Annotated in this window: 33 protein-coding genes and 1 pseudogene; 17 read left to right on the top strand and 17 right to left on the bottom strand. The window is 38.0% G+C overall.

Annotation, left to right across the window (positions count from 1 at the left end):
- Nucleotides 1-30: 30 nt before the first annotated feature.
- Complete coding sequence (locus DWQ18_01850; GenBank protein ID RDJ34305.1) at nucleotides 31-336, bottom strand: hypothetical protein; 306 nt, start codon at nucleotides 334-336, stop codon at nucleotides 31-33.
- 7 nt (nucleotides 337-343) lie between these two features.
- On the bottom strand, nucleotides 344-1,189 hold the full coding sequence (locus DWQ18_01845) for a sulfurtransferase (GenBank protein ID RDJ33697.1): 846 nt from the start codon (nucleotides 1,187-1,189) through the stop codon (nucleotides 344-346).
- A gap of 97 nt (nucleotides 1,190-1,286) precedes the next feature.
- On the opposite strand from DWQ18_01845, the gene DWQ18_01840 reads away from it, so the two are divergent.
- Together DWQ18_01840 and DWQ18_01835 are read left to right on the top strand one after the other, a co-directional pair.
- Complete coding sequence (locus DWQ18_01840; protein ID RDJ34304.1) at nucleotides 1,287-2,102, top strand: NAD(+)/NADH kinase; 816 nt, start codon at nucleotides 1,287-1,289, stop codon at nucleotides 2,100-2,102.
- Entirely contained in the window at nucleotides 2,092-2,598 is a 507-nt protein-coding gene (locus DWQ18_01835) for a nucleotide-binding protein (GenBank protein ID RDJ33696.1), read from the top strand. Before DWQ18_01840 ends, DWQ18_01835 begins: the two co-directional genes overlap by 11 nt.
- Here DWQ18_01835 and DWQ18_01830 read toward each other — a convergent pair.
- From DWQ18_01830 to DWQ18_01790, 9 genes are read right to left on the bottom strand one after another with little or no spacing between them, the layout of a single operon-like run.
- Nucleotides 2,557-3,315: a sulfurtransferase gene (locus tag DWQ18_01830; protein ID RDJ33695.1), complete on the bottom strand. Its 759-nt coding sequence runs from the start codon at nucleotides 3,313-3,315 to the stop codon at nucleotides 2,557-2,559. The genes DWQ18_01835 and DWQ18_01830 overlap by 42 nt on opposite strands.
- A 35-nt stretch (nucleotides 3,316-3,350) precedes the next feature.
- On the bottom strand, nucleotides 3,351-4,064 hold the full coding sequence (locus tag DWQ18_01825) for a heavy metal resistance protein CzcA (protein ID RDJ33694.1): 714 nt from the start codon (nucleotides 4,062-4,064) through the stop codon (nucleotides 3,351-3,353).
- A 3-nt stretch (nucleotides 4,065-4,067) separates the two neighbouring features.
- Nucleotides 4,068-4,469: a prefoldin subunit beta gene (locus DWQ18_01820; protein ID RDJ33693.1), complete on the bottom strand. Its 402-nt coding sequence runs from the start codon at nucleotides 4,467-4,469 to the stop codon at nucleotides 4,068-4,070.
- 25 nt (nucleotides 4,470-4,494) lie between these two features.
- Nucleotides 4,495-4,737: a hypothetical protein gene (locus DWQ18_01815; protein RDJ33692.1), complete on the bottom strand. Its 243-nt coding sequence runs from the start codon at nucleotides 4,735-4,737 to the stop codon at nucleotides 4,495-4,497.
- The gene (locus tag DWQ18_01810; GenBank protein ID RDJ33691.1) at nucleotides 4,724-4,933 is read right to left on the bottom strand and encodes a 50S ribosomal protein L37; all 210 of its coding nucleotides are present in this window, start codon (nucleotides 4,931-4,933) and stop codon (nucleotides 4,724-4,726) included. The genes DWQ18_01815 and DWQ18_01810 overlap by 14 nt, the downstream gene beginning before the upstream one ends.
- A 1-nt stretch (nucleotide 4,934) precedes the next feature.
- A complete protein-coding gene (locus DWQ18_01805; protein ID RDJ33690.1) occupies nucleotides 4,935-5,753 on the bottom strand; it encodes an exosome complex protein Rrp42 in 819 nt (272 codons plus the stop codon).
- Nucleotides 5,753-6,487: an exosome complex exonuclease Rrp41 gene (locus DWQ18_01800; GenBank protein ID RDJ33689.1), complete on the bottom strand. Its 735-nt coding sequence runs from the start codon at nucleotides 6,485-6,487 to the stop codon at nucleotides 5,753-5,755. The genes DWQ18_01805 and DWQ18_01800 overlap by 1 nt, the downstream gene beginning before the upstream one ends.
- A 2-nt stretch (nucleotides 6,488-6,489) precedes the next feature.
- On the bottom strand, nucleotides 6,490-7,170 hold the full coding sequence (locus DWQ18_01795; protein RDJ33688.1) for an RNA-binding protein: 681 nt from the start codon (nucleotides 7,168-7,170) through the stop codon (nucleotides 6,490-6,492).
- On the bottom strand, nucleotides 7,170-7,856 hold the full coding sequence (locus DWQ18_01790) for a ribosome assembly factor SBDS (protein ID RDJ33687.1): 687 nt from the start codon (nucleotides 7,854-7,856) through the stop codon (nucleotides 7,170-7,172). The genes DWQ18_01795 and DWQ18_01790 overlap by 1 nt, the downstream gene beginning before the upstream one ends.
- A gap of 87 nt (nucleotides 7,857-7,943) precedes the next feature.
- Between DWQ18_01790 and DWQ18_01785 the strand changes: the two genes are divergently transcribed.
- The 5 genes from DWQ18_01785 to DWQ18_01765 are packed head-to-tail and all read left to right on the top strand — an operon-like array spanning nucleotide 7,944 to nucleotide 10,587.
- The gene (locus tag DWQ18_01785) at nucleotides 7,944-8,570 is read left to right on the top strand and encodes a DNA-directed RNA polymerase subunit D (protein ID RDJ33686.1); all 627 of its coding nucleotides are present in this window, start codon (nucleotides 7,944-7,946) and stop codon (nucleotides 8,568-8,570) included.
- A 47-nt stretch (nucleotides 8,571-8,617) separates the two neighbouring features.
- A complete protein-coding gene (locus DWQ18_01780) occupies nucleotides 8,618-8,965 on the top strand; it encodes a 50S ribosomal protein L18e (GenBank protein RDJ33685.1) in 348 nt (115 codons plus the stop codon).
- Nucleotides 8,958-9,413 (top strand): 50S ribosomal protein L13, encoded by a 456-nt coding sequence (locus DWQ18_01775; GenBank protein ID RDJ33684.1) that lies wholly within the window; start codon nucleotides 8,958-8,960, stop codon nucleotides 9,411-9,413. Before DWQ18_01780 ends, DWQ18_01775 begins: the two co-directional genes overlap by 8 nt.
- Nucleotides 9,410-9,859, top strand: coding sequence for a 30S ribosomal protein S9 (gene rpsI, locus DWQ18_01770; protein ID RDJ33683.1), 450 nt, complete (start codon nucleotides 9,410-9,412; stop codon nucleotides 9,857-9,859). The genes DWQ18_01775 and rpsI overlap by 4 nt, the downstream gene beginning before the upstream one ends.
- 2 nt (nucleotides 9,860-9,861) lie before the next feature.
- Complete coding sequence (locus DWQ18_01765; GenBank protein ID RDJ33682.1) at nucleotides 9,862-10,587, top strand: nucleotidyltransferase family protein; 726 nt, start codon at nucleotides 9,862-9,864, stop codon at nucleotides 10,585-10,587.
- Here the strand turns inward: DWQ18_01765 and leuD (DWQ18_01760) are convergent.
- The 4 genes from leuD (DWQ18_01760) to DWQ18_01745 are packed head-to-tail and all read right to left on the bottom strand — an operon-like array spanning nucleotide 10,565 to nucleotide 14,322.
- On the bottom strand, nucleotides 10,565-11,149 hold the full coding sequence (gene leuD / locus DWQ18_01760) for a 3-isopropylmalate dehydratase small subunit (protein RDJ33681.1): 585 nt from the start codon (nucleotides 11,147-11,149) through the stop codon (nucleotides 10,565-10,567). The genes DWQ18_01765 and leuD (DWQ18_01760) overlap by 23 nt on opposite strands.
- Nucleotides 11,146-12,561, bottom strand: coding sequence for a 3-isopropylmalate dehydratase large subunit (gene leuC / locus DWQ18_01755; protein RDJ33680.1), 1,416 nt, complete (start codon nucleotides 12,559-12,561; stop codon nucleotides 11,146-11,148). The genes leuD (DWQ18_01760) and leuC overlap by 4 nt, the downstream gene beginning before the upstream one ends.
- Before the next feature lie 10 nt (nucleotides 12,562-12,571).
- Complete coding sequence (gene leuD / locus DWQ18_01750; GenBank protein ID RDJ33679.1) at nucleotides 12,572-13,054, bottom strand: 3-isopropylmalate dehydratase small subunit; 483 nt, start codon at nucleotides 13,052-13,054, stop codon at nucleotides 12,572-12,574.
- The gene (locus tag DWQ18_01745) at nucleotides 13,051-14,322 is read right to left on the bottom strand and encodes a 3-isopropylmalate dehydratase large subunit (protein ID RDJ33678.1); all 1,272 of its coding nucleotides are present in this window, start codon (nucleotides 14,320-14,322) and stop codon (nucleotides 13,051-13,053) included. The genes leuD (DWQ18_01750) and DWQ18_01745 overlap by 4 nt, the downstream gene beginning before the upstream one ends.
- 235 nt (nucleotides 14,323-14,557) lie before the next feature.
- Between DWQ18_01745 and DWQ18_01740 the strand changes: the two genes are divergently transcribed.
- From DWQ18_01740 to DWQ18_01710, 7 genes are all read left to right on the top strand, one after another.
- Complete coding sequence (locus DWQ18_01740) at nucleotides 14,558-14,845, top strand: hypothetical protein (protein ID RDJ33677.1); 288 nt, start codon at nucleotides 14,558-14,560, stop codon at nucleotides 14,843-14,845.
- Nucleotides 14,846-15,313: 468 nt separating this feature from the next.
- Nucleotides 15,314-16,729, top strand: a complete 1,416-nt coding sequence (locus DWQ18_01735; protein ID RDJ33676.1) for a hypothetical protein — start codon at nucleotides 15,314-15,316, stop codon at nucleotides 16,727-16,729.
- Between the two features lie 36 nt (nucleotides 16,730-16,765).
- Complete coding sequence (locus DWQ18_01730) at nucleotides 16,766-17,182, top strand: hypothetical protein (GenBank protein ID RDJ33675.1); 417 nt, start codon at nucleotides 16,766-16,768, stop codon at nucleotides 17,180-17,182.
- Nucleotides 17,179-18,795, top strand: coding sequence for a hypothetical protein (locus DWQ18_01725; protein RDJ33674.1), 1,617 nt, complete (start codon nucleotides 17,179-17,181; stop codon nucleotides 18,793-18,795). The genes DWQ18_01730 and DWQ18_01725 overlap by 4 nt, the downstream gene beginning before the upstream one ends.
- On the top strand, nucleotides 18,792-19,571 hold the full coding sequence (locus DWQ18_01720; GenBank protein RDJ33673.1) for a hypothetical protein: 780 nt from the start codon (nucleotides 18,792-18,794) through the stop codon (nucleotides 19,569-19,571). Before DWQ18_01725 ends, DWQ18_01720 begins: the two co-directional genes overlap by 4 nt.
- A 5-nt stretch (nucleotides 19,572-19,576) precedes the next feature.
- The gene (locus DWQ18_01715) at nucleotides 19,577-19,897 is read left to right on the top strand and encodes a hypothetical protein (protein RDJ33672.1); all 321 of its coding nucleotides are present in this window, start codon (nucleotides 19,577-19,579) and stop codon (nucleotides 19,895-19,897) included.
- Nucleotides 19,894-20,733, top strand: coding sequence for a hypothetical protein (locus tag DWQ18_01710; GenBank protein ID RDJ33671.1), 840 nt, complete (start codon nucleotides 19,894-19,896; stop codon nucleotides 20,731-20,733). Before DWQ18_01715 ends, DWQ18_01710 begins: the two co-directional genes overlap by 4 nt.
- A 1,675-nt stretch (nucleotides 20,734-22,408) precedes the next feature.
- Here DWQ18_01710 and DWQ18_01705 read toward each other — a convergent pair.
- Nucleotides 22,409-23,200, bottom strand: a pseudogene (locus DWQ18_01705) (DUF4377 domain-containing protein).
- Nucleotides 23,201-23,556: 356 nt separating this feature from the next.
- Here DWQ18_01705 and DWQ18_01700 point away from each other — a divergent pair.
- From DWQ18_01700 to DWQ18_01690, 3 genes are all read left to right on the top strand, one after another.
- Nucleotides 23,557-24,327 (top strand): cytidine deaminase, encoded by a 771-nt coding sequence (locus DWQ18_01700; protein RDJ33670.1) that lies wholly within the window; start codon nucleotides 23,557-23,559, stop codon nucleotides 24,325-24,327.
- Between the two features lie 60 nt (nucleotides 24,328-24,387).
- Nucleotides 24,388-24,936, top strand: a complete 549-nt coding sequence (locus DWQ18_01695) for a hypothetical protein (GenBank protein ID RDJ33669.1) — start codon at nucleotides 24,388-24,390, stop codon at nucleotides 24,934-24,936.
- A 241-nt stretch (nucleotides 24,937-25,177) separates the two neighbouring features.
- Nucleotides 25,178-25,714 (top strand): hypothetical protein, encoded by a 537-nt coding sequence (locus DWQ18_01690; GenBank protein ID RDJ33668.1) that lies wholly within the window; start codon nucleotides 25,178-25,180, stop codon nucleotides 25,712-25,714.
- Here the strand turns inward: DWQ18_01690 and DWQ18_01685 are convergent.
- Nucleotides 25,707-26,141, bottom strand: a complete 435-nt coding sequence (locus tag DWQ18_01685; protein RDJ33667.1) for a hypothetical protein — start codon at nucleotides 26,139-26,141, stop codon at nucleotides 25,707-25,709. The two genes, DWQ18_01690 and DWQ18_01685, sit on opposite strands and share 8 nt — an antisense overlap.
- Nucleotides 26,142-26,180: the final 39 nt, after the last annotated feature.

The raw sequence follows: 26,180 nt of genomic DNA, 5'->3' as shown, positions 1-26,180 counted from the left end.
CTCTAACTACGAATTGTTTAAAAACCTTATCTAGTCCCCGTCATCCGGACATGTTAATTCGCGTAATTCTGTGTATTTTTTTTCCATTGTTTCTGCATGAACCAAAACAGCAGATAGATCAAATGAGTTCTTTGGGAAAAACCATCGGATAACAACCCAATGGCCTATTCCATCCATATCATGGATCATTCCTTTGTCAGCTTCTACGTTTAGTTTTTCATCAATAGAGTGCTCTTTGATGGTAAGGCCTCTTTTTGTTCTGTCCTCTAAGACCAGATCAAGTTCGCTTTCTTTAATGTAATAGAAACTACCTTTTTTTAAAATAGGTAAGTCCAGCCCAGAATTATTTTTCGACTGGGTTTCCAATCATGTTACCCCATTCAGTCCATGAACCATCATAGTTTCTAACTCTAGGATAACCTAGCAGATACTTTAAGACAAACCAAGAATGTGAGGAACGCTCACCAATTCTACAATAACAAATTACGTCTTTATCTGAAGTAACACCTTTTGGTTCATAGTTTTGTTTTAGCTCTGCTACAGATTTGAATGTCCCATCTGCATCATTAACTGCAGTTGCCCATGGTATGTTATTTGCTCTAGGAATATGTCCACCACGCTGTGCATGCTCCATTGGATATTCTGGAGGAGCAGTAATCTCACCTGTAAACTCTTTTGGAGAACGAACATCAACCATTACAGTGTCGTGTCTGTCTAGTGCACGTCGAACATCATATAGGTATGCACGCAAGCCTTCATCAGGGGGACTAGCAGTGTATTTTGTGTTAGTAATTTGTGGTTCTTCAGTGGTGTATTGTTTATTTTCTAATTCCCATTTTTTGCGTCCGCCATTCATAATTTTGATATTCTCATGTCCATAATACTTGAATACCCAAAACACAAAAGCTGCAAACCAATTATTAAAATCACCATAAAGAATGACTTCAGAGTCTGGAGTGATTCCATTTTTTGACATTAATTCTTCAAATTTTTTCTTATCGATAATATCTCTAGTAAGAGGATCATTGATGTCTCTCTTCCACCAAATTAAACTTGCACCTTTAATGTGACCTTTTCTATATCCATTTTCAGGATCATAATCAACTTCTACTAAACGTCTTTTTTCATTTGGAGGATTATTTGATACCCATTCTGTATCAACTAAAACTTCAGGATGTGCGTAACTCATATCAAGTTTAATTGAAAATCTGCTTAATTAATTGTTTTTCCCAATTTACAATCCCAAAACTATCATTTTTAAGTAAATGCAAATGATACACACTTGGTTGAAATTAAACAAAGTTGCAGTTGTTAGTAAATTCGGCTCAAAGGAGTCTGAAGATGCTGCAACCAGGGTATCAAAAAAATTCCTTTCAAAAAAATCAACAGTGTTTACTATTGCGCCAGTAAAACTAGAAGGCACAAAACAAGTGGACACCATAGAGGAGTTAAAAAAAGAGAAACTTGACCTTGTTGTAACATTAGGCGGAGACGGAACTACGTTGAGGGCCTTTAGACAACTACGAAACGAAGTTCCTGTTTTGACCATTAATGTAGGTGGGAATAGGGGCATTCTATCAGAGATTACGATTGATGAATTAGACACTGCAATAAACCAGATGCTTGCAGGAAAGATAATTCTAGAAAAAAGAACCAGAGTAGTTGCTTCCTGTGCTGGAAAGGAATTTCCACCGGCTCTAAATGAGATTTACATCAATAGAACAAACTTGACCAAGACTGCAGAATTTGAGATAAAATTCCAAAACGACACCGTAAAACAGAAGATGGATGGAGTAATAATTGCAACACCCAGTGGTTCAACTGGACATTCGTTTTCACTTGGAGGACCAATTCTACATGAAAGCCTTGATGTACTAATCATCACACCTGTTGCCCCAGTGTACAGACTAGAATCAATTGTAGTTCCAGATGAAAAGGTAGAGATCATTTGTTCTCATGATTGCAATGTTGTAATGGATGCACAAGTTGTAAAATCTGCAGGTTTTGGTGAACCAATAACCATTAAAAAGTATAATAAACACGCAGTCTTTGTTAGACTAAAAAAGCGTGGATTAAGGCAAATGAGTAAACTTGGATTTTAAAATTGTAGACGCCAGCGCGTTTTACGCCGGCATTCCATTTGGCACGCTAGATGCATGTCATACCACTACATTGGTGTATGATGAAATTAAACACATAAAACAAAATCAAGATGCTTTAGGAACTCTGTTAGAGACAGGTAGATTACAGATTAGAGATCCTGAAAAAAATACATTAGACTTTATTCTAAAAAAAGCAAAAGAGACAGGAGATCTTCAGCAGTTATCTAAACAAGACATCTCTGTTCTAGCATTATGTTATGAATTGAAAGGAGAGTTAATCACAGATGATTATGCAATTTCAAATGTTTCTGAAAATCTTGGTGTGAAGGTTTCCCCAATTATGACTTCGGGAATAAAAGATGTGGGAAAATGGATTCATTATTGTTCAGGATGTGAAAAGAGTTTTCAGAAGGGAGTAGAGTGTCCACAGTGTGGTAATCCATTGAAGAGAAAGCTAATCAAGGGCAAGTCGCCTTCCATTCCAGTCAACGAATGAGCCATCATATACTTTGACTTTATCATAACCGGCAATTCTTAATTGATAAAATAGGCTCGATGCCCTATGTCCATGCATGCAATAACAAACGATTTCATTATCATTTGGAATTTGTCTTTCTTGGAATAGTTTTTCGAGAGTTGCTTTATCAGAGAACATCTTACCGTTTGTTCCTATCCCATCAGTAAATGGAATCAATATGGCATTTGGTAAATGTCCACCCATGAATTCTTGAGTGGATCTAGCATCCAACAATACAATCTTTTCCAAATTTTTCAAGATGTTATCGGCATCAATTTGTAAATGATGGTTTACCTTTGAAGAAAATTTTGAAGGAGTTACATTGTATAACTTTCTTGTAAGCTCAATACCAAATTGTGTAAGAGTGTTAATTCCATGATCCAAAATTTTGGTTTTTTCATGACCAAAGTATAGAAATGTCCAAGCTATTCTTGCAACAGAAGGATCCATGTATTCTCCACACAGTACAACTGTTTTTGATTCATCAATTCCTAATGAGCTAAAAATTTCTACAATGTTTTTTTCATCTGCAACAAGGTGTGAACCATTTTGATCAAATCTGATTACCTGCTCGATTGTCAGTGACTGTGAGTTGGGTATATGACCATACGTGAAAGAGACTTTTGGTCGGGTATCAAGAATAATTAGTTCAGAATCATCAATGTGATCTTTTAGCCATTCTGGTGAAACTAGCACATGGTAAAAAAATTTGATAATTATTTAATACTATGTTAAGAGTCGTGTAAGGTTTTTTGATTTGAAGATTTGATATGATTACTTTGAGTTTCTAACATTTTTTTAATCTTCTTTGCTCTTGAATCACCCAATCCTTCAACCTTTGAGAGATCTGCTGTTGTTGCATTAAAGACTCTAAGCGGAGTTCCAAATTTTTCAAGCATTCTTATTGCAAGTTTCTCTCCAACACCAGGTAAGCTGCACAAAGCAGAAAGTTGTTGTCTCTGGGTATCATTTGATTTTTTTATTTTTTTAAGAAATGGTCCCTTTGTTGCATCTTTTCGAGAACACATTGAGATAAGTAATTTCACCGTATGAGTTGCACTAGGAGTAGGGATAATTGGAATTTTAAAATCTAGTGCGACACTAGATACTGCACCATAAAATATCAGTGGATTATCAGTTATTTCATCAATCTCATCAAGATTTCCCTCCATGAGAATCACTGGAAACTGGAAATGCTCTTTTAGTCGGCTGCATTGATCAAATAATCTACCATCAAAGACAGATGATAGTAAATCATGAAGGCTTTTTCTCTCTACAACTGTTTCTGGTGCAACGATATAATCACCAATGGGTAAGGTTTTGATTTCAGTGTTGATTCCCACTTGTTTTAACAGATCAGGAATACCACTTTTGCGTTCTCGCTCATCAACTACAATGCGTAAATTGGATAGATTCACAAAATTGGTTTTGGTTAATTTGTTAATATCTTATTTGGAGTCTTGAGGTTTACTTGAAGGTTGAGGCTTTGTACCGGATTGACCGCCCTTCATCATTTCAGTAATCTTTGCTTCCTGTTCTTTTAGACTTTCTTCAATTCTAGTTCTTTGTTTAGCTAGTACAGTAGTCCTAGTGTTTGCAAGCTCTTTTTTCTCTTCTAGCTCTGCAATCAAATCCTTTTTGACTGATTTTATAAGAATTGAGCCTGCATGTTTGTAAACAGTGTCATCATCACTTACTTTTTTTAATTCTTCTAGGGCCTTGTCTGTTTCAGCAATTTCCATGTCTAATTGTTGTTTTTGTGCCATGATTGATTGCAAATTTTGTTGAGATTGTTGCATCTTCATTAATTGTTCTTGTAACCATGGAGGCATTTGTTGACCTGAAGACATCTTAACATCTACATTCCATGTTTTCTTATATCTTTACCGATTCAATAGTGTTGTAGCTTGCCTGAATCAATCTAAGTGTGGAGTTAAGATTTGCACGCAAATGTGGAAGGTGGTCTGATTCTATAAGAATTGAAATTTCTTTATTTAACTTCATTTCTGTTTTTGTAGGATTTTCAGGATAAAACTTGTTATCGATATCTATTGCATCAAAGATTGCTTTTGTTTTTTCTTTGGCATTAACAGTAATTTTTGCATTAAAGTTTGACATCGTATGCTGTTCCAGCAATTTTAAAACCACATTTCTGGCATTTCCAGATTCCAACGGCTTCTCTGCCAAGCTTTTTTGAACCACAGTCAGGACATGTTCTTTTTTCTTTAAGCATCAAGTGAACTTGGGTGTATTGTTTTCTTGGCTTGATTCCATATCGAGCACCTAACCCTTTCATTGATTTCTTTTTGGCCATTTTATTGACTGCCTTGTTTTGCTTGTTTAAGAGTTTCCCTTATTTTTTTACCGATTGAGACAGATAATTCTCCACATTTTATGAGCTCCTCATGCCTAAATCCATCATGACCTCCCTTTTGGAGTGCACAGATATTTCCATCAGAATCAGTAGTAATTGTGATTCTAGCATCCATGCAATCCCATTCATCAGCGTTTGGGTCAACTACGATATAATCACCAATTTTAGCCATAGTAACTGAAACTGGAATAGTAGTTATCGGTACATCAGATTCAGCCCCTTCTACAAGTTTTGGGGAATCATTTTGCATCTCCCATTTTGGGGTCTTACTAGATAATAATGCAGCAGTTGTTGCATAAGAGCATGCATCAAAGAGATTGCCGGCATAATCGATTACACTGTTATCGGCAAATACGCCAACTACGGATTTATCTTTCTCAATAACTAGTTGAGACAAATCAATCATGTGGCTTTCTCTAATTCCTCTATCTACAACTCTTGCAAGTTCAATTACATCTTCATTTGGTGGACCTGTTTCAACAGATGGGTGTGCCACTGGTAAAACTTCAGCAGTACAAATGAAAATTCCTTTGTCTCCCATATCAGGAAAAGGTCTATCGGGTTGAATCTTTACACCAGAAATAACTTCGGTATCACCTAATCTTACTCTTGCAGAACCGTTTGCTTTTGGAATCGCTCCTATTTCGATATCTAGTGGTCGAACTTCTTCAAGTGAACGTCCATCAATTCTTTTTCCTTGTTCAAGTAATTCCAAAATAGATTTCTTTTTTAGATCATCAATGATAGAAGTATGTCCCATTATTCATTTCCCCCAGCAAAATATTTGTCAGTTAAAGCTTTTTTCTGAATTTCGTAAACTAGTTTGCAACCATCGATTCCAGTTTGAACACATTTTTTGTATTCTTCTGGAGTTAATACACCATCAAGTTGTAAAAGAGTAATTTTTTCTAGATTTGGCATATAGCCTACTGGCATATCTGCTTGACCTGCTTGATCCTCTTCATTATTTACATCTAAAACTATAGTATCAGCAACCTTTCCAGCTGCACACGCTGAAACCATATCTCGCATTGGAATTCCTGCATCTGCTAATGCAACAGATGCTGCATCTAATGCTGCACAGCGTGAACCTCCATCAGCTTGTAATACTTCAATGAATACATCAACTGCAGTTCTTGGGAATTTATCCAACATTACTGCAGGCTCTAGTGCCTCTTTGATGACTTTGGAAATTTCAATTTCTCTTCTAGAAGGTGCAGGGTTTTTTCTCTCAGTGACAGAGAATGGCTGCATGTGATATCTGCATCTTAAAATTCCTGTATCAGTATTTGACATGTGTTTTGGATGTACATCTCTTGGTCCATAAACGCCAGCCAAAATTTTGTTGTCTCCAAATTCAATGTAGGCAGAACCATTGGCATTTTTTAAAACACCGGCCTTTATCATAATTCTTCTTGGCTCGTTAATCTTTCTTCCATCACAACGAATGCCATTTTCATCTAATAGTACTACTTCAGTATCTCTTCCACCCATAATTATTCACCTTTTGATTCTAGCATTGATTTCACTTTATCAGTGAGATTTGCAATATGTGCTTGTTCGTCCACCATTCGAATTGCTTTTTTGGCCTTTAATAACCCATTGGGATCATCACAGGTTACTACAACCCAACCATTTTGTCCAATTGTAATAGTAGCACCAGTAGCCATCTCTATTGTTTGAATCATGGTACCTCTTTTTCCAATTAATCTTGGGACTTTGCTTGCAGAGATTGCAATCAGTTCTCCTGATTCAATTTTTCCAAGTTCTCTGTCTGCAATTGTAATTAATGGATCACGTGTTCTATCAAAATTTGCAATTCTAGCAGCAACAAGATCACCCTTGTCAAGTCTAGAAGTTAATTCATCTGCATGTGCAGAAAAGTCTCTGCCAAAAACATCCTGGGCTGGCAAAAATCCCACATAACAGGAGTTGATATCAAGCTCCCATGATAATGATGTATGAGAAATTACTTTGCCAATTACCAGATCATTGATCTTTGGAAGATACATTCCGGTAAGTGGTATGACTCTAACAGTGTCATCATAGATTTCAGAAATTCCTATTGTTGTTGCTACAATATTTTTTCCCTCTAGTGTGACATTTTGATCTGGTCGATATGGTCCTGAAGTGATTACATCGCCAGGAATAACATATTTTCGCTTTGTATTTTCCATTATAATTGAACCTCTACTGTAGCAGTACCCTTTGTAATTGAGCCTAATCTATCTATCACGTTGGGCCTTGCTGCCGCCGGTATTTCAAGTATTGCTTTGAGTGAACCATTTGCAAGCCAATCTTCTTTTTTCAAACTACCAACTGACTTTAAGACAGAATATGATTGAGCTGCATATTGGGCAGGGACAATAATTTCTAATTTCAAATTTTCAGATTTTAATGGAATGACACTACGTAATTTTTCTACAATATCTTTGATCTGCTCATCAGAATTTTTTTGAGGATCTATAGAGATTCTGGCATCCTTCATTGCTTGTTCAATTCTAAGTGGAGGATGAGGAAGATGCGAGCGAGGATCAACGTATGTTTTTGCAATATGCTCAACAATTTGTTTGCGTTTTTCTTCAATCATCTTTCTGCGCTGATCAGTGGTAAGATTTAGTTCTCCTTTTGTGAGGATTTTTTCTGCTATTATGGCAGTATCTTCAGTTTTGAAAGCTTTGAGCAATTTTTCAGTGGATGGTTTTGTACCTTTTCCAGAATCAGTGTAAATTTCATCAGATACTAATACCGATGAGATATCCTTCTTTTTTCCAAGCTTAAAATCTAGTGCAGGATCCGGCTTTACCAGAATTTCAAACTTTTCGCCCTCAAATGAGTACCTTACAACAGTTACGTCTACCATCGTGTATCTGAATATGCATAGTCGGTATTTATCTATACATAAAACTAGCTAGATTTTTATTTGGACTTTGAAGTTTTTGAGTAAGATTTGCCTTCTTTAGAAGTTATTAGTAAAGATAAAGAAAAGATATCAATCAAGCTTACAGATGTTCCTCTTCAATATGCAAATGCATTAAGACGTATTTGCCTAAATGGAGTTCCAGTTTTTGCCATAGATACAGTTGACATTGTTGAAAACACCTCAGTTCTTGCTGATGAGGGTCTTGCTCACAGACTAGGACTAATTCCATTAAAAACTGACTTGAACGAATTTAAAAACTTGGCAGAGCTTGACCTAAATGATTCTACCAATAGGGTAATGTTGGTTTTAGATTCAGGAGATTCTACTGAGACTAGAACGGTACTCTCTGGCGAAATGTCATCTGAAGATAATTTTGTAAAACCAATCTCAGATAAGATCCCAATCGTAGAGTTGGCTCCTGGTCAAAAGATAAAGGTTGAGGCTTATGCTAGACTTGGAAGAGGAATTGAACATGCAAAGTGGAACTCTTCAAATGTATCAGTTTTAACTGAGACAAACAAGGAAAATGAGAGAATCCTAACAGTAGAGTCTACTGGCGCCTTGGCACCTGAACAAATAGTACTTGCTGGTGTTGAGGAGTTATCTCACAGATTATCAGAGTTCAAAGGCATAGTTGAACAGCTCAAAGCATAGTAAAACAAGCATATCTATTATATTTGGGCAGAAAAACGCATTATCACATGTCAAACATAGTTGTACGTCAAATGGCTAAAGAGCTCAAAAAGGCTTCAGTAGAACACGAGGCCCCAATCTGGAAGAAATTAGCTGAATTGGCACTAAAACCAACTGTTGCAAGAAGAAACATCAATGTCAATAAGATCGATAAATTAACCAAAGACAATGATGTTGTAGTAGTTCCAGGAAAGGTTCTAGGAACTGGAAACATGTCTCATAAAATCACACTTTGCTCATTTTCAATATCAAATGCTGCAGCAACAAAGATTCTAGAATCAGGCGGAAAGATTCTGAATTTTGAAAACATGATAAAGCAATATCCAACTGGAAAAGGAGTGACCATGCTTGGCTGATCAAGTAGTAAAGACAGACAGACCAATTGTGGTTGATGCAACAAATCACATTGCTGGAAGATTAGCATCAAATGTTGCAAAGCTTCTACTGCAGGGAAACAGGGTATCAATTGTAAATTGTGAAAATATCATGATTAGTGGTAGCAGGAGCAACATCATCAAAGAGTATAGAGACTTTCTAAAGATTGCAAGTATTTTACATCCAAAACATGGTCCATTCCATCCAAGACGTCCAGACACCATAATTACAAGAATGATTAGAGGAATGCTTCCAAGAAAAAAAACATCAGGATTAGAGGCTCACAAGAGATTACGTACATACATTGGAACTCCTAAAGAGTTAGGCTCATTTGAGAAGATAAAATTTGAAAAAGCAATGATTACTAGAGCATCGGCAAACTATACAACCATGGCAAATCTCGGAAGAACTATTGGGTGGACTGAATGACCGTACCAAAAACTGAAATTTATTTTGCAACTAGAAAGACATCCAGTGCTCATGTTCATATCACAAAAGGTGTAGGACGAGTTAGAGTCAACAACATTCCAGTTGAAATGATCCCACAAGAGACAGCAAGAGAAGCTATTCTTGCACCACTAGAGATTGCAGGAGATTTGAGAAAAAAGGTTGACATTTCAGTTAGAGTTAGAGGCGGAGGATACATGGGACAAGCAAGTGCAACTGCAACAGGAATTTCAAGAGCATTAACCGGATGGACAAAATCAAAGAAAGAACCAAAAGATCATCCACTTCCAAAATCAACTCGTGAAGATCTTAGAAAACGAATTGCAGATTTTGACAAGTATCTAATTAGTGGAGATGCCAGAATGAAGGAACCAAAGAAATTCGGTGGACCTGGCGCTAGAAGAAGAAAACAGAAATCTTATCGTTAGAAGTGAAAGCAATAATCTTAGCTGGTGGCAAAGGTACAAGGGGAAAACCCTATACAGATTATTTCCCAAAGGCAATGACACCAATTAATGCAAAACCCCTGATTGAATATATTGTGAAATATCTTGATTCACACAAATTCATCAGCGAGATAATCATAGTTTCAGATTATAACGGATTAGGCGGACAGATTCAAAATTATTTGGGAGAGCTAAAGACTCACTCAAAATTATCGTTTGTTCAGGACTCCCAATCAGGAACTGGGGGAGACTTGCTGCATGTGTCATCAAAGATAAAGGAATCAGAATTCATTTTGTGGTTTGTAGACAATCTTTGTGCAATAAATCTCAAAGATATGTGGGAGCGGTTTAAGAGAAAAAAGAGTCTTGCCTGCATCGCTACAAGAAGCAGTAGAAAAGAAGAGACAGGATTTGCCAAAGTAGAAGATGGGATTATTCAGGAATTTGTGGAAAAGCCGATGATGAATCTTCAGATGCCAGAGTGTCTTGGAGTCTATATTATCTCAAAATCAATTCTAAGGAAGATCAAGGAAAAATCAAAGAAAAAGGATGTTAATCTTTCATTTGATATTTTACAAGAATTATCTAGAGAGGGAAAGGTTAGCTCTTTTGATATTGGAAAAAGTTTGTGGGTAGATGTTGAATCACCAGTATTTGTTGAAAGAAATCAAAAGATGATTAACAATATCATAAAACAGATGAAAGTCTAGAGTTCTTCTCATATTCAGATATTTTATCCTCGTATTGAAGGGTCAATGCAATATCATCTAATCCTTCTAAGAGTATCTTTTTCTTGTAGGAATCAATATCAAATGATATCTTTTGAGAATTTGTAGTAATTAGTTGATTTTGAAGATCAACTTGAATCGGTGATGTCTCATTCATTAATTTTTCAACAATTTTTTGCTCCAATTGAATTGGTAAAATACCATTTTTGAAACAGTTGCTATAAAAGATATCAGCAAATGAAGGGGCAATAATTACAGAAAAACCAAAATCCTGCAAAGCCCATACTGCGTGTTCCCTGCTTGAACCACAGCCAAAGTTATCCCCAGTAACCAAAATTTTTGAGCCTTGGTATTTTTTCTCATTTAACACAAATGTATCAATTGGTTTTTCATCCTGTGAGAACCTCCAGTTGTAAAAGACATATTTTCCAAAACCAGATTTTTGAACCAACTTGAGAAATTGTTTTGGAATAATTTGATCAGTATCGACATTTACTTTGTCAAGAGGAGTTACAATGCTTGAAATCTTTTCAAATGGTTTCATTTCAGAGCTAGCTCCCTAACATCTACAAAGTGACCAGAAATTGCTGCAGCTGCTGCCATAACAGGACTCACAAGATGAGTTCTTCCCCCAACACCTTGCCTACCTTCAAAGTTTCGATTTGAAGTACTAGCGCATCTTTCACCCGGTGATAAGATATCAGGATTCATTCCAAGACACATGCTACATCCTGACTCTCGCCATTCAAAATTTGCATCAATGAATATCTTATCTAATCCCATCTTTTCTGCTTGGATTTTGACCATTTGGGAACCGGGGACAACCATTGCCCTTACATTTGGGGATACCTTTTGCCCCTTTACTACTTTTGATGCCTCAATCAGATCCTCGAGTCTGGCATTTGTACATGAACCGATAAAGACCCTATCAATTTTGATATCAGTTATTGGAGTTCCAGCTTCCAAATCCATGTATTCAAGTGCTTTTTGTGCACCCTTTTCTTGATTGGAATCTCCTTTTGCAAACTCTTCTGGATATGGAACGTTCTCAGTTACATCACATGTCATTCCCGGATTTGTTCCCCAGCTTACTTGAGGTGCAATATCATCAATGTTTAGTGTGAAACTTTTTGCAAATTTTGCATTAGTATCAGTCTTTAGGTTTTCTCTCCAATCATCAACTAGATCTTCATAATTTTTTGGAGTATATTTTCTTCCCCTCAAATAATCAAATGTCTTCTCATCTGGTGCAATTAATCCCGCACGGGCACCTGCCTCAATTGACATATTACAAACAGTCATTCTTTGCTCCATTGACAAGTCTTTGATTCCTTCTCCCCTATACTCTATCACAGTTCCAGTGCCACCACCAGTTCCAATATTTTTAATGATTGAAAGAATGATGTCTTTTGCAGTTACAGCAAATGGATTTTTTCTTTTTCCCCTTACTGTGATCTCAAATGGTTTTGGCTTTTCTAGCCATAGAGTTTGGGAGGCAAATACATGCTCCACTTCGCTGGTACCTATTCCAAAAGCTAGTGCGCCAAATGCACCTTGTGTGGATGTATGACTATCGCCACAAACAATCGTAGTACCAGGTAGTGTGATTCCCAACTGAGGTCCAATTACATGTACAATCCCTTGTTCTGGACTGTTAATATCAAAAAGATGAATTCCAAAGTCTTTGCAGTTTTTTTCCAAAGTTTTAATCTGAATTGATGATGTCTGATCAACTATTGGAAGAGAGCGGTTGTTTGTTGGAACATTATGATCCATCGTAGCTATGGTAAGATCAGGTCTTCGAACCTTTCGATTATTCATTCGTAAACCATCAAAGGCTTGAGGTGATGTCACCTCATGAATCATGTGTCTGTCTATGTAGATTAGAGTGGGACCAGAATCTTTTTCCACAACAATGTGAGAATCCCAGATTTTTTCAAATAATGTCTGTGCCATGATATTCAGATTATGGAGTATACTTGAAGAGGCCACCTGCCTCAATTATCTTCCCAATTAGTTCTGAGAAAGGTTTCATTTGATACACTTTGTTTTTTGTGATATTTTTAATCTCGTTCTTTGCAGTGTTAATTTCAAGCTCATCCCCGTCTGAGATATCCTTGTAGGTTTCCTCAGAAATTTCAATTGGGAGTAAAAATGCGCCATCAACTGCATTCCTATAAAAAATTCTGGCAAAGGTTGGAGCCAATACTGCCTTTATTCCAGAGTGAGATAATGCTATGGGGGCGTGTTCTCTGCTAGAGCCGCAACCAAAATTCTTTCCGGCAACAATGAAATCACCTTCCTTAACCTTTGAGTGAAAATCAGGATCTATTCCCTCCATTGCGTGTGTTGCAAGCTCTGCATAATCATGAATCTTAAGATAAGTACCTGGAATTATTACATCGGTGTCTATGTTGTCTCGTTCATATTTTATTGCGTTGCCTTTCATTTCAAATCCCTCGGATCAGTAATCTTTCCAGTAACTGCAGATGCTGCTGCAACCATAGGAGATGATAGATACGTTTGAGAATCCACATGCCCCATTCTTCCAGGAAAGTTTCGATTTGTAGTGCTAATGCAGATTTCATCTTTTGCTAATACTCCCATATGTGCTCCACAGCATGCTCCGCATGTTGGTGGTCCAACAGTTGCGCCGGCATCAAGAAATATTTTGATTAATCCTTTTTCCATTGCACGCTTGTAAATCGATATTGCAGCTGGTAAAATTTCTGTTCTAATTTTTACTGTTCTTCCTTTGAGTATTTTTGCTGCAGCTTCCAAATCCTCCATCTTTGCACCAGTACATGAACCGATGTATGCTTTGTCAAGATCAACTGAAGGTGCTTCCCTTACAACACAGATGTTTTCTGGTGAGAAAGGTTTTGCTACGATTGGCTCCATCTCAGAACCCTCATACTCGTATGTTTCTGCATACTCTGCGTCATCATCACCCATTACAGGTGAGTAATTTGTTGCACCACGTTGTGCTAGATAATCATAGACTTTTTGATCTGGTTCGATAATTCCGTTTTTAGCACCACCCTCTGTTGTCATATTTGTTAGAGTTAATCGCTCTTCAACTGACATCTCTGAGATTCCGGTACCACCAAACTGCATGGTACGATATGCTCCACCATCTGTTCCTATATCGCCAATTATTTTGAGAATTAGATCTTTTGCCATCACATGATCAGGTAGCTTTCCGTTTAGCTTAAAGTAAACAGTCTCTGGAACCTTAAACCATATTTTTCCATGTAACAGGACATAAGCTACATCAGTGTGTCCCAGTCCGCATGCAAATGCACCTAATGCTCCAGTGGTGTTTGTATGAGAGTCACCTCCAACATATACCTCGCCTGGTAAAACCATTGCTTCTTCATGGGATAAAGTGTGGCAAATTCCATACTGACCCATACCGTATTTGAAATGGCGTTCAATTCCATAATTTTTTGTAAAGTTTGATAATTTGACAATATTTTCTGCAGAGACCTTTTCAGCAGAAGGAACAAAATGATCTTCCGCAACCCAGACATTTTTTGGATTCCATAGCTTGTCTACATTAATCCCTTGTTTCTTTAATTTATCAAATACCTTGATCACCCCAGGACCAGATACGTCATGTACCATTACTTTATCCACATTAGCAAAGACTACATCGTCTGGTGCCAATCTTTCCTTTCCAGATGCCCTAGCTAGAATTTTTTCTGTAATATTCACGTTCAAAAAAGCTTAATCTACAGATTAAAAGCTTTTCAGAATCTATTAGAGCGTAACATATGAAATCGCTCATATGTGACGCATCTACGCAAAATCATCCCAAAATTTTTGGAGGCATTGGCTTTTTTCTTGGAAAGGAGTACGTCTAAACTTTACATTGTTTTTTCCACATTGGTACTGCTGATCCCAGAAAAGTTCCCCCAGCCATAATAGGTGATTTTACCAAGATATCATATTGGCTTGGGCAAGAGACATGCAGGTGTACAAAGATGTCGTATCCTCTCTTCTTGAAAAGTCAATTCTCGATATTGATATCAAGTCCCTATCAAAGATAGAGCGGGCATTAAAGGATAGTAACCTCTCATTTGATGACTCACTTGATAACCCAGATGCAGTAAATGCAATACTAAAGCAGGTCTTGGGTGAGAAATACCAAAGACTGGTTCAAGCAGTAAACAGTGAGCTAAGCCTTGTGCCAAAAATGGAGTTATTTGATAGATTCATCACTATTTTAAACAAGTAATTGGGGCGTGCAAAAGGCACCCACCCAAAATGAAAACTTTGGCTATTTGCCCAAGTATGCTAGTATACTAGTATGAGGGTATTATCTAGCTGTGTTTTCAGATTAGACATATGGTACTCTAGTCGTTAGCACCATGATTAAAATTACATCTCCAAAAGAAAAATATCGATAACCTTTGTTTCCAATTCCAGAAAATTATCCAGAAGGCATAGGCAAGATAGCAATAGCATTGGTTGGTGGTTTACTTTTAGTGGGTGTACTAATTGGATTCTTTACAAAATAACTGTCTAACATAAGCACGTATCAGATTCAAATCATAGAATAACTTATGAACAAGGATTATCTCAGAAAATCTGAGGAATCTTTACGAAGTATCTTGTTTTTTTAATTGTATCTGGAATTCTCTTCTCTTCATTTTCTTTATCTCAAAATGCCTTTGGTGGAGGATGGTGGCCATGCTGTATCGACGTGGCATTTGAAAAGACAGAGTACAGCCCCGGTGAAACAATCAAAATTCCAATAAATGCAACAGAGGACTTGGAAAACTATTCCCAGCCAATTACCGTAAAAATATCTGATGTGACAGACGGGCCCGATTATGCCAAAGTTCTCTTTGAGGAGCAAAAGACATTACAAGATGGCAAGACACTCTTTGAATACACCCTTCCAAAAAATCCTGACAGGTACAGGTATCTTGTCTTAATTGATACTCCCTCTCAAGATATCTCAAAGTTTATCTTTACAAAAAAAGATGCAAGCAAGATTGTGATTTCTGATATCAAAGTGCTAAACACAACGCTAAAGCAGGGAGAGCCAGTACAATTTGAAGCAAAGGTAGTCGACGGTGTTGGAAGGCCTGCTCACTATCTAAGAATTATGGCAACAAGTTACATACCTCATCAGCTCTGCGATACTCAAACCGCAGGTGATGCGGGAGCTTCCCTTGATGTATCTCCGTTATACTCCTTGCAGCCAGACTATTGGTCTGCAGGAATAGTCAAAGGAAACATGCCAATCCAAAATACTGCACGGCCCGGTACATATGATGTTTCATTGCATGCTGGCGGAGAATTTGAAGGATATCAGAATGAGCAAAAATCATTTCAAATAACAATAGAGCAATCCCCCATGCCAAAGAAGACTCCATACTCTGTTCTAACACCCTTTAAAGTCAAATTCAAGCCTGAATTATTTATGACAGAGCAGCCAATTGACTTTGCAGGTCACACTGCATACAATGGATGCGGCAATATCATTCCAAATGTTCCAATCAAAGCTGAAATCAAAAGATATGATCTTAAACACGGCCAATGGATGGAGACACTAGACACAAAAGAAACAGTATCAAATGAGAACGGAGAGTATAGTTTTCATTTTGAGCCAATCGGTCTAAGAGCTGGATACTATACAATACACGTTACGCCAAGCTATAATGGTTTGGAACAAACGGTAGGTACGGAAGCACCTTACAACATCAAAAATTTTACAATAACTGAACAAGGAAAAGAGTTTACCGTTACAGTTGATGGGGCTTACTTTATCCCACAAAATGTAACTTTTGATAAGCAAAAAAAGACTCTGTCAATAGAGCTTGATACTTCTGAACCATATAGGCGAGTAGACTTTGGCATACCCAATGAGCTACTAGATGGAGACTTTACTGTTCTTGTAAACGGAGTGGAGCGAGACGGCAACATACGAAAGACAGAAGGATACACTCATTTTTCTCCATGGCCTGGTGAGGATGATCATACAAAAATTGAAGTGATTGGCACCAGTGCAATACCTGAATTTGAGGGAATCGCACTGTTGCTTTTGGGTGCTGCAATTATACCAATAGTGATTCTTGCCAGAAAATCCGGACCTTTAGGGACAAGAGCTTAGAATAACTTATGAAGCTCCCACTTGGAGCTTTAATGGATGAAGTATTTTGTAATGGTTTTGTTATTGATTGGATTTATTCTTCCCATATTTGCCCAAGATAATGCTCCGCCACCTGCCGAATGCAAAAGTGGTCCAAAACCAGACGGTGAGGGATGGGTCTTTGTCGATTGCAAATGGAAACAATATGCAGATGTTCCAGTGGAAAATTGCATGAAAGGAAAAGCCCCTGCAAACAACTATGCATGGAATGCCCAAGATTGCGTGTGGGAATGGAGTCCACTAAGAAACGAAAATGCAAGTGGCCCCATAGAAGAGATTCCAACTGATTCAGAGCAGCGTGAACCACTTGCCAAAGGAGAGACATTGGGGGACTCGCTTGGATGGTGGACGCTTGCAGGCTCTATAGTAATTGTCGGATTGTTTGTAATTATTCTAGCTAGGAGGAAGAAATGAAGTTACAGTACATAGCAATCATTGCAGGATTAGCATTCTTGTTGCCGATTCATGATGCCTATGCAGACTCTGCAAAGGAAATTTGCGAGAAAAAATTTGGAAATTGGGTTGCATCGACTCTGGAATGTGAGGAACCAAGCTATGAGAATGAAGAGGAATTCCAGAATTACTGCAAGCAGTTCAATGGCGTATACCTAGAATGTAGTAGCTGCAGAGGAATGTCAGATGGCAATGCAGACAGGGTGTGCACTTCACAGTGCTATCAGGTCTGTGACTTTTCCCAAGGAAAAACACACAAAATGGCAGTCTCTGCAGGGTATGCCCAAGATGCACCAGAAGAGGGACAACTAATCATCAGGGCATATGATGAGCTGACAAACCAGACTGCAACTGATGTCATTTTACGCTTACAGATTAGCAAAGACGGAGACCTCTTGGCAAGAAACATTTACGATGTGCCAGACGGAACACTAGAGATTATCATACAGCCAATATTTGGATGTCCAGAGGATGAGCTATGGAAATGTACCACGTACTATGGTACAACTGCATCAATTGCTGCTGGAATTATTCTGCCAGAATATGACACTCCAAAAATAAAAGGCCCAGTCTTTCTTTCAGGAAAGCATGAGCTGATAGTTACCATAGAGGAGGCAAGAATTGATGCAAGTCTGGTGGAGCAAGTCAGCTTTACAATTCCAATACTGGCAGAGTCTTCTCATCCGTGCTTTAATGCAGAAATACAGAGCATAGTTCCATGCAACCCAGACCAGACAGATCTCTTCTACAAGTACAAGGGGGAAACATGGATGGAGCAAAAAAAGCAAGAGATGATAGATTCGCTAAACCAAAACAGGTTCCATGAGTGGGTTGATGAGACAAAAGATCATTCGCACTTTGATGTCTATTTGTATTATTCACAAAAAGAAGACATTACAAAATTGCATGGATCTCTTCCCCCATTAAAGCAGATAAAAAACGGCGCTGCACTCTCTGAGATACAGTGCCGTGATGGATATCATGCAGTGCCAAGACTAGACAGAATGATGATAGCATGCGTCTATCCTGATACTGTGATTGAGCTAATCAACAGGGGATGGGCAGCATTGCGCCTTGGTGGACCTGCAACTGATAATCTTCCAAGGGATTTGTGTGGAATATACGATGGCAAGTGGATATCAGAATCAAAAGAGTGTATCAATCTTGAGGATCCACTGCAGTGCTCCCTGATGGGTGGTGCATACAATGAGTGTGCATCTGCATGCAGAAACGATCCTGCATATCCAGATGTTGCATGCGATGATGTATGCGTTGAGGTCTGTCACATTACTCAATCTACGCTTGAAGATATCATGAATAATCCCGTAGTTGATGCATTCTATGCCCAATATGGTGAAATGAATTCTTCTGTAAGCGGCGATCGTGTGTCATATCATGCAGGAGACGATGATGGGTTTTCTGCAAGGTTGAGTCTTTACTTTGATAAAAGATACAATCTGCAACACATCGAGTTTCACTGCTATGAGGACAAACAGCATCGATACGAGATAGCTCAAGAGGACATCCTGAATCATTTGCAGAATTACCATTGTGAGACTTTTGGAAAGAAATGAAACTACAGTACAAATTAGCAATCATTGGAACCGCAATTTTGTTTGCATGGTTTGTCATTCCGTTTCCATGGTCATTACTTGCAAATATGACTGAAAATAGCTGCGCATCAGTTCATGTCAGTAAACTATCAGAGTATGATATCAGCAGAATGCAGGAGGTACCAATTCTTATCAGCTCAGAGCAGCTTACACAATCCAGAATAATTCACGACTTGGTGGTGCAGGCAGAAAAAACTACTCCTCCAAAAAATGACAGGGGATATGCTGAGCTTTCACTGGACGAGGTAGTATCCATTCACAAACTATTCAGAGACGAGATTGCAAATCAAAAGGGAAACCCAGACGACTATGTAGAGCCTACCCCACCAGTCTATCAAAAGAAAATGGAGCAGCAAAACATGACTGACTATATTTATTCTGTAAAAATAATGCCAAAGTTATCCTATGAGGACAACACATATGTCATAAACGGAATCTTTTCGTTTCCACCAGAGACAATACAGTACGTAAATGTGCAGCTTGACAACTATGAATATTCCAATACCATGTTAATTGAGATGGATGATGATGCACTAAGTCATTATCCAAAGATTCGTGATGCATTAAACCAGATAGGAACCAGAGATGACAGCGTTAACATATCAAAAGGAGCAGATGAGAATGCTTGGAATGATGCAAGAAAATGGTATGACGAACAAATTATTCAGAATGGGACTCGCAGTTCCTATTTTGAGTACAATGATAACACCTACACCGTAGGATTTGCCATTTGTTGATAAATATGAAGACTAGATACAAAATTCTAGCAGTAATTGCATCGTTTGTTGCATTCTACTTTTCACTAATCCCCGGCTATGAGATGTGCAGGGATGCAGGTTCAGACTGTTCTGTTTTCCAATTTCTGATTAATCTCACGCGTCCAGTTATTTGGTCTGGATATCTTGGCATTGAGGGAATTTCAGAATGGAGTGGAACCGCACAGGGAATCACCCAGGAACCAGATATTTCCATGCTTTTGCAAGACAATGTTTCATTTTTGCTTAGCATGATAGTGCTGCCAGCTGGAATTATTTCTGCAATTGTGGCATGGGATAAAAGATGAAGACTAGTATAATAGCAATCATTCTTGGAGGAATCATTGCAGGGGCAGTAATTTTTGCACTGATAATGCCAACACAGAACCACCACTATACACTTGAAATCAAGGGAATGAAGGACCAGTACTACATCGGTGAAGAATATTTTTTCTTTTACACCATTTCGGGATTTGGGGACATTTGCGGCTCTTGGGTTGCGACATTTCCTGATCAAAACGGCACTACAATGTACAGGGGCGAAGCAGTGGACTGTACTGAAAAGGTAGCAGACAAAATCTCATATGATTCAAGAAAGGATGGCAGGGGGCTGGGTTCGCTTGTTCCAACGATTCCGGGAACATACAATGTCACAGTTACAGTTGAGGAGATCAAGGAACCTGTAGTTCATTTCTTTGAGGTGATTCTAAGGGAGGAGCAAGTGCAAAGCATTGAAAAGGATTCTGTAAAGATTACAGAGAGTCTTGACATTGTTCCAGAAAAGACAGATACATTGCAAAAAGAATCTGGATTTGCACTCAAGGTCACAGGTACACAGCAGGTAAGAGGCGGCACAACACATGAGATTAACGTACTAGTGACAAGGGATGGCAGTCCTGTGAATAACGCACAGATAAGAATTACAATTGAGGATTATGGAGAGGACATATTACGAGAATTCAAGGGAAGAACAGACCCCAATGGAAGGTTTGTCTTCTCATGGGAGGTCCCAAGATTTGATGACATAAAGACTCTTCTCGCATACATTGATGCAACTGATGATGTCTCAGCAAAGACAATTCTCTTCAAGTTCTCAGTGTATTGCTTACCCGGGGAATCAGGATGTAAGATTGATGGAAATTAACGGTAAGAAAATCCAGTAAAAGGATTTGCAGAAAAATCATTTCCATTTTTGGCAGACGAAAAATAAATCCAATGGATGATTTTTCATCTCATGTCATCACACATATGCAAAAACTGTGGAAAGGAGATCATCGCATGTACTGGAAAGGAAGAATGCGTAAGTGATTTTTGCTCATGGGAGTGTGATGAAACGTTCAGATTCTCAAAGAAATCTAGCTAGAATTGTGATAGTCAATCATTGCCTGGCAGTGCTCTGTCATGAACGTATCCAGTCCTTCTAGCTTTTCCTGCCACTGTGATACGGTCTTTGCAACACATGACTCTACGGGGGATTCGTCTCCAAGTGAATCAGCTGCATTATTCATCACATCTAGTGTGAATTCCTTGTTTGTCTTTATGTGATCTTTAGTTGCAAGAATTCCAGTATGTCCCGAAACCAGAACATCAAAGTCATAATCTTGCAGCTTGTCATGCATTGAAACATACAGGTCAATGTCTGGTGTTACGCCAAATGCACGATACGGCGCAGCAGCTGGTCGCAGCAGATCAACTATCATTGCAACGTTTTGCTCAGGCAGAATAATCAGAATGTCACCATCAGAATGAAAATTTCCCAAGTGATGCAGCTCAATTGTCTTGTCTCCAATGTTTAGAGTTTCTAGCTCACCTGAAAACGTAACAGTTGGTACTGGTCTGTTTGGATCATTTGCTACCTTGAGTACATCGGCGGTTCCTTTGTGTGAGATGTAGGTTATGTCTGGAGGAAATATCTGCCCTGCAGCACCGGTATGATCCTGATGATGATGCGAGTAAATCATGTGAGTGATGGGTTCTGTAGTAACTTCAGATACAGCATCAAGGTATTTTTCACCAATTGGCTGCGGGGCATCAACTACTATTACTCCCTCGCCAGTTACTACAAACATTGTCTGGTAACCACTAGATACCAACCAGTAGACGCCATCAGCAATCTCATCAACAAAGTATCCCTTCTCAGGATCAACTCCAGGGGCTTGCCACGTGTATCGTAGGGCATCAAATGTTACACCTTTTTTGTCAAGATGCTCATTGATTGTTTTCCACATGTTATTCACTGATGCATCAAGCTTTGGCACCTCGGCCTCAACTTGGGAATAAAGCTCTTCTGATATCATTTCTTTTTTTGCATCAAGGTCATCATATAGCTCAAAGACTTTTTGCTGAGATTCATAGATGCTCTTTCGCATGGATTCTGCAAACATCACACCTACATACGTTCCATTCTCAAAGCTGGACTCGTAGTTTTTGATTACATTGCTAATTGCGTTGAACTTTACAGAAAATGACTTTTCAGCCTGCGCCAGAATGTCTTCTGGTGATTGCTCTGGAGAGGGATTTGCAATCTGGTTTTTAATCATGTTAATTTGTGAATCAATGCTTGATAATCCCATCTTGCCTAGAGTGGAAAACCGCATTGCAATCTGCATGTCAGTCTTTAATTCATCATCAAGTGAGGAATACTGTTGGTATAGTGCGGCTAGTAGTGCCCTGCCATCCTGTAAAATTTTTAGAGCCTGATCCAGTGGAAGATTACCATTGTATCGTCCATTGTAGAGTTCTTTGCTAACCTTTGATATCTTGTTTTGAGCTTCCTGATACTTTGTGTCAAGCTCAAACTCTGTTAGTGTTGCATCAAGGCACTCACCTGTGTGTTTTACTGCAATGTGCTTTGCATTAATCATGCACATATTACCATATGTTAGGCCATCAACACCACAAACCGGAGCATATTCCAGTGTGCATGCACGGTTTGGCATCATCTCTTGGAATCCTCTCTCCTTTAGAGAATCAACAGAGGAATCTCTGACACAAGATGGTGAGCCATTTGAAGACTTGAATAAAAGAGTCAGACCTTCTGCGCATATTACATCACTAGCTGCAATTCCGGCATGCCCCTGCTGTAGGGGCCTAAGATATGGCTGAATCTCTCCATCCATGATGCAGACCTTTCCAGGATAGGCACCAGGACCACACCTGTCATTTAAAACGCAAATCTCACCTAATGAAGTAAAACCTGGTGCGCATACTCCATTGTATGGTATGTGTCTGTTTGGTTTTTTATCCTCAATTATTTCTAAAAGGGAATATTTCTTTGAGGATGCATCAGCGGGTGGATTTTTGATATCTGTAATCAATATGCGAAGCTCATATTGATTTCCAGGCTCAAAAGTGAATCCTTCAATTTTATCATAGAACATCTTCCACTCTGAATCATCCGAATATCTAACCTGCATGCATTTTTGCTTTGCAACACCGACACAGTCTACCTGCTCGGGGGCTACATGAATGGTGATTATTTCCTCTGCATAAGATAAAGAAAGAAAAGATATGCTAAAAATTCCAATTATGGCAAATGCCAGAGGGTAAAGCATTCTAGCTTGTTGGTTTTTGATACTTTTACAGTTTTCTGAATAAAAAAAGGAGTTCATGATTGCAGGCTTATGGTCCGGCAATCAAGAATGCACCAATTCCCATTCCGATGACGACGCCAATTCCCATACATATGAGATCAAAGGCTACGACCTTCTTGAACGGGGCATGCACCATTTTGTTCCAGGTGCTTTCTTTTGTGTTTGTTTCCATGGAGTACCTATCAATGAGTGATACATAGGAATGCGTAAGCTGAGAAGCTTACTTTTCCAGATTCTATAATGTGTTATCCTACAGATTTTGAGATTCAGTGCAGTAAAGGTGCCAAAGTTACTGTTTCAGTAACATTTTGTGCTTAGAATGGAGAAATCAATAATTGCAGAAGGATAAAAAGTACATCTGTTTTTTAATATTCATGACTCTAACCGTACTCACAGTAAAGACCGAAAGGAGAGATTCTGTCTTTGATCTGTATCAAGTAGTTATAGAATCTATAAAGAAAAAGGATTTGACGCTTCAAGATGGTGATGTACTAGTAATTTCAAGTAAATTTGTTTCAAATGCCCAAGGCAGAATCATTGATATCAACAAGGTAAAACCTTCAAAACATGGAGTTGAGGTTTCAGAAAAATTTCAGATCCAACCAAAAGTTTCAGAGATAATTCTTAGAGAATCTGACTATATCTTTGGTGGAATTGCAGGATTTGTAATAACCTCTGCAGATAACATCATGGCACCAAATGCTGGAATAGATAAATCAAATGCAAAGAAAGGTAAAATAATTCTCTATCCAAACAGCCCCTACAAAATTGCAGAAGAGTTACGGCGCAAGATATTTTTGAATTTGTTGATTCATGTTGGAGTGATACTAGTAGATAGTAGATTAATGCCAGCCCGTGTCGGGACAACCGGAGTTGCCATTGCATGTGCAGGAATTGAGCCAGTAACGGACATGAGGGCTCAAAAAGATCTGGATGGAAATCCTCTAAAGGTTACATTTCAAGCAGTGGTTGACAATCTAGCATCAATTGCAAATCATCAGATGGGAGAGGGCGGAGAGTCAAGGCCTATTGCCATTGTTAGAAATTCTAATGCAAAGCTTACGGATAGACGCATAGACCCAAACGAAGTTGCCATTTCACATGACCAATGCGTGTATGTCAGAGGTCTTCGAAACTCTAATTGACTGGAAATTTGGGATTCAAAGTCAAACTGTTTTAAATATGGGATTTTTTACGGAAAATTAATGGAATATCTTACAAAATATCCCAAAACTGTATCATTTCTAGATGGAATAAAAGAGAGCATACAGGTAGACAAAGAGGGAGTAGAACAGCTCCACATTGTAGTAAAAAAGAGCTTTAATGATTTGATGAAAATTTTTACTGCAGAAGGATTTACCAAAGTAAAATTTGAACACAAACAACCATCACAGATAGGAAATGGTTTGAATCTAAAGCTCAAAAAGCCATGGGAAATGCATGTAAGATTTGTAGAGCTAAAGAAAGGATTGATTGCAATTCATGCAGAAGTAGAAGTTTCCAGAGATTACCTGCAACATTTGTTTTCTCAGAGAACGCCAGTAATTTACGAAGTTGAAGAGATGCTAAAGCGTCATAATGTTGATTATAAAATTTGGAATGCAAGAATCAGAAAGTATGTCTCAACTGTTTTTGAGAACTATAAAGTAAAACTAGCAACTCCAAGCATTCCAGTATTTGCATGGAAGCCAATGTTGTTTATGATTGGCACAGTAGGAATATTCTATCTTTGGAAGTACCTAAATACAATTTAGAATATTAGGTATAAAATTTCCATCTTTCATATACCAATTTTGTCAAGATTTTTAATTGAGATGCATGCTCATATCATAATGTCACTTGATCATCAATGCTACTATTGTGAGCAGATTTTTGAATCAAAAGAAGCATTATATGATCATCTAGAAGTTCATGCAGAAACTGAGAGTGAACAAATAGAAAAAAAGAAAAAAACAAAGTAGAACCTTTAATTAGAAATTTTTAGCTTTAGAAATTATGTCTGATGAATTTTTATATGCACATTTACGATATTATGGAATATCACCTTGGGAGGTAGAAGTAGTATTCGGATATCTTAATTCAAGATTTAATGTAACACAAGAAGAGATAGAACAGGACGATGAAAATTTTGTCAGCATGTTTGAGATAAACATTCCATTGGCTTTTTCTGAGGAGTTTTTTAATTGGTTTGATTTTAGAAGATGGGAGAAAGTAAAAGCATTATTCAAAGAGATGAAGCGACGGAGAGGAAGTGGAAATGCATTAAAAATTATCATAAACTTTGCAGGAAGGCCAGATATTCAGTTTATTTTGGATGCAAACGATAGAGAATGGTACAACAATGCAGTAGAAAAGATTGATTTTGTAATTGAGTTACTTCCATATCACTTAGATCCCGAAAAATTACCTCAAAATGTAAATAAAATTTCATATTCATTTGATGAAGCAGCAAAGCGTTGGAGACTAAATCAAGCAATTGTTAAAGACAAAAAATTTGTTTTCCAGAATAATGGCTGGAAGATGGTTACTTGATGTCTTTTTCTAAAGGCTTTAGCATGGAATGAAGTTCTTTGTACTTTGTTTCTAAAAATTCCAAAGACTCTACAAGCTTTTTTGATTTTCCGTACTTGAATCTGATCAATTCACGATGATGCCAAAAGTTTTTGCCATCCTCAATTGCTATAGTTGTAAAATAGTCAGTTCCTTTCAGTGAATCAGGTAATTTCATATCATGAGGAAATAGGTAATCAACAATAAACCATTCATCTCCATCAGGATAATCAGAACCGGTTTCCACATCAAAGAAGATGTGTAGTATTTCAAATTGCATCAGACCGTCATCAGGTATTTCAGGATGCTTGATGTTAGATTTTTTAAAATCAAGATTAACCAGTTGGGGTTCAAAAAAACCCTTGATTATTGATTTTCGAAATATCTTATTTGCATCAGTAATGTTCAATGATAACTCTGTCTTTTGGGAAACTTGCTAATAATTCAT

Source organism: Thermoproteota archaeon (assembly GCA_003352285.1).
Classification (GTDB): Archaea; Thermoproteota; Nitrososphaeria; order Nitrososphaerales; family Nitrosopumilaceae; genus PXYB01.
Note: the sequence above shows the minus strand (reverse complement) of the source record. Positions and strands in the feature narration are given on the sequence as shown.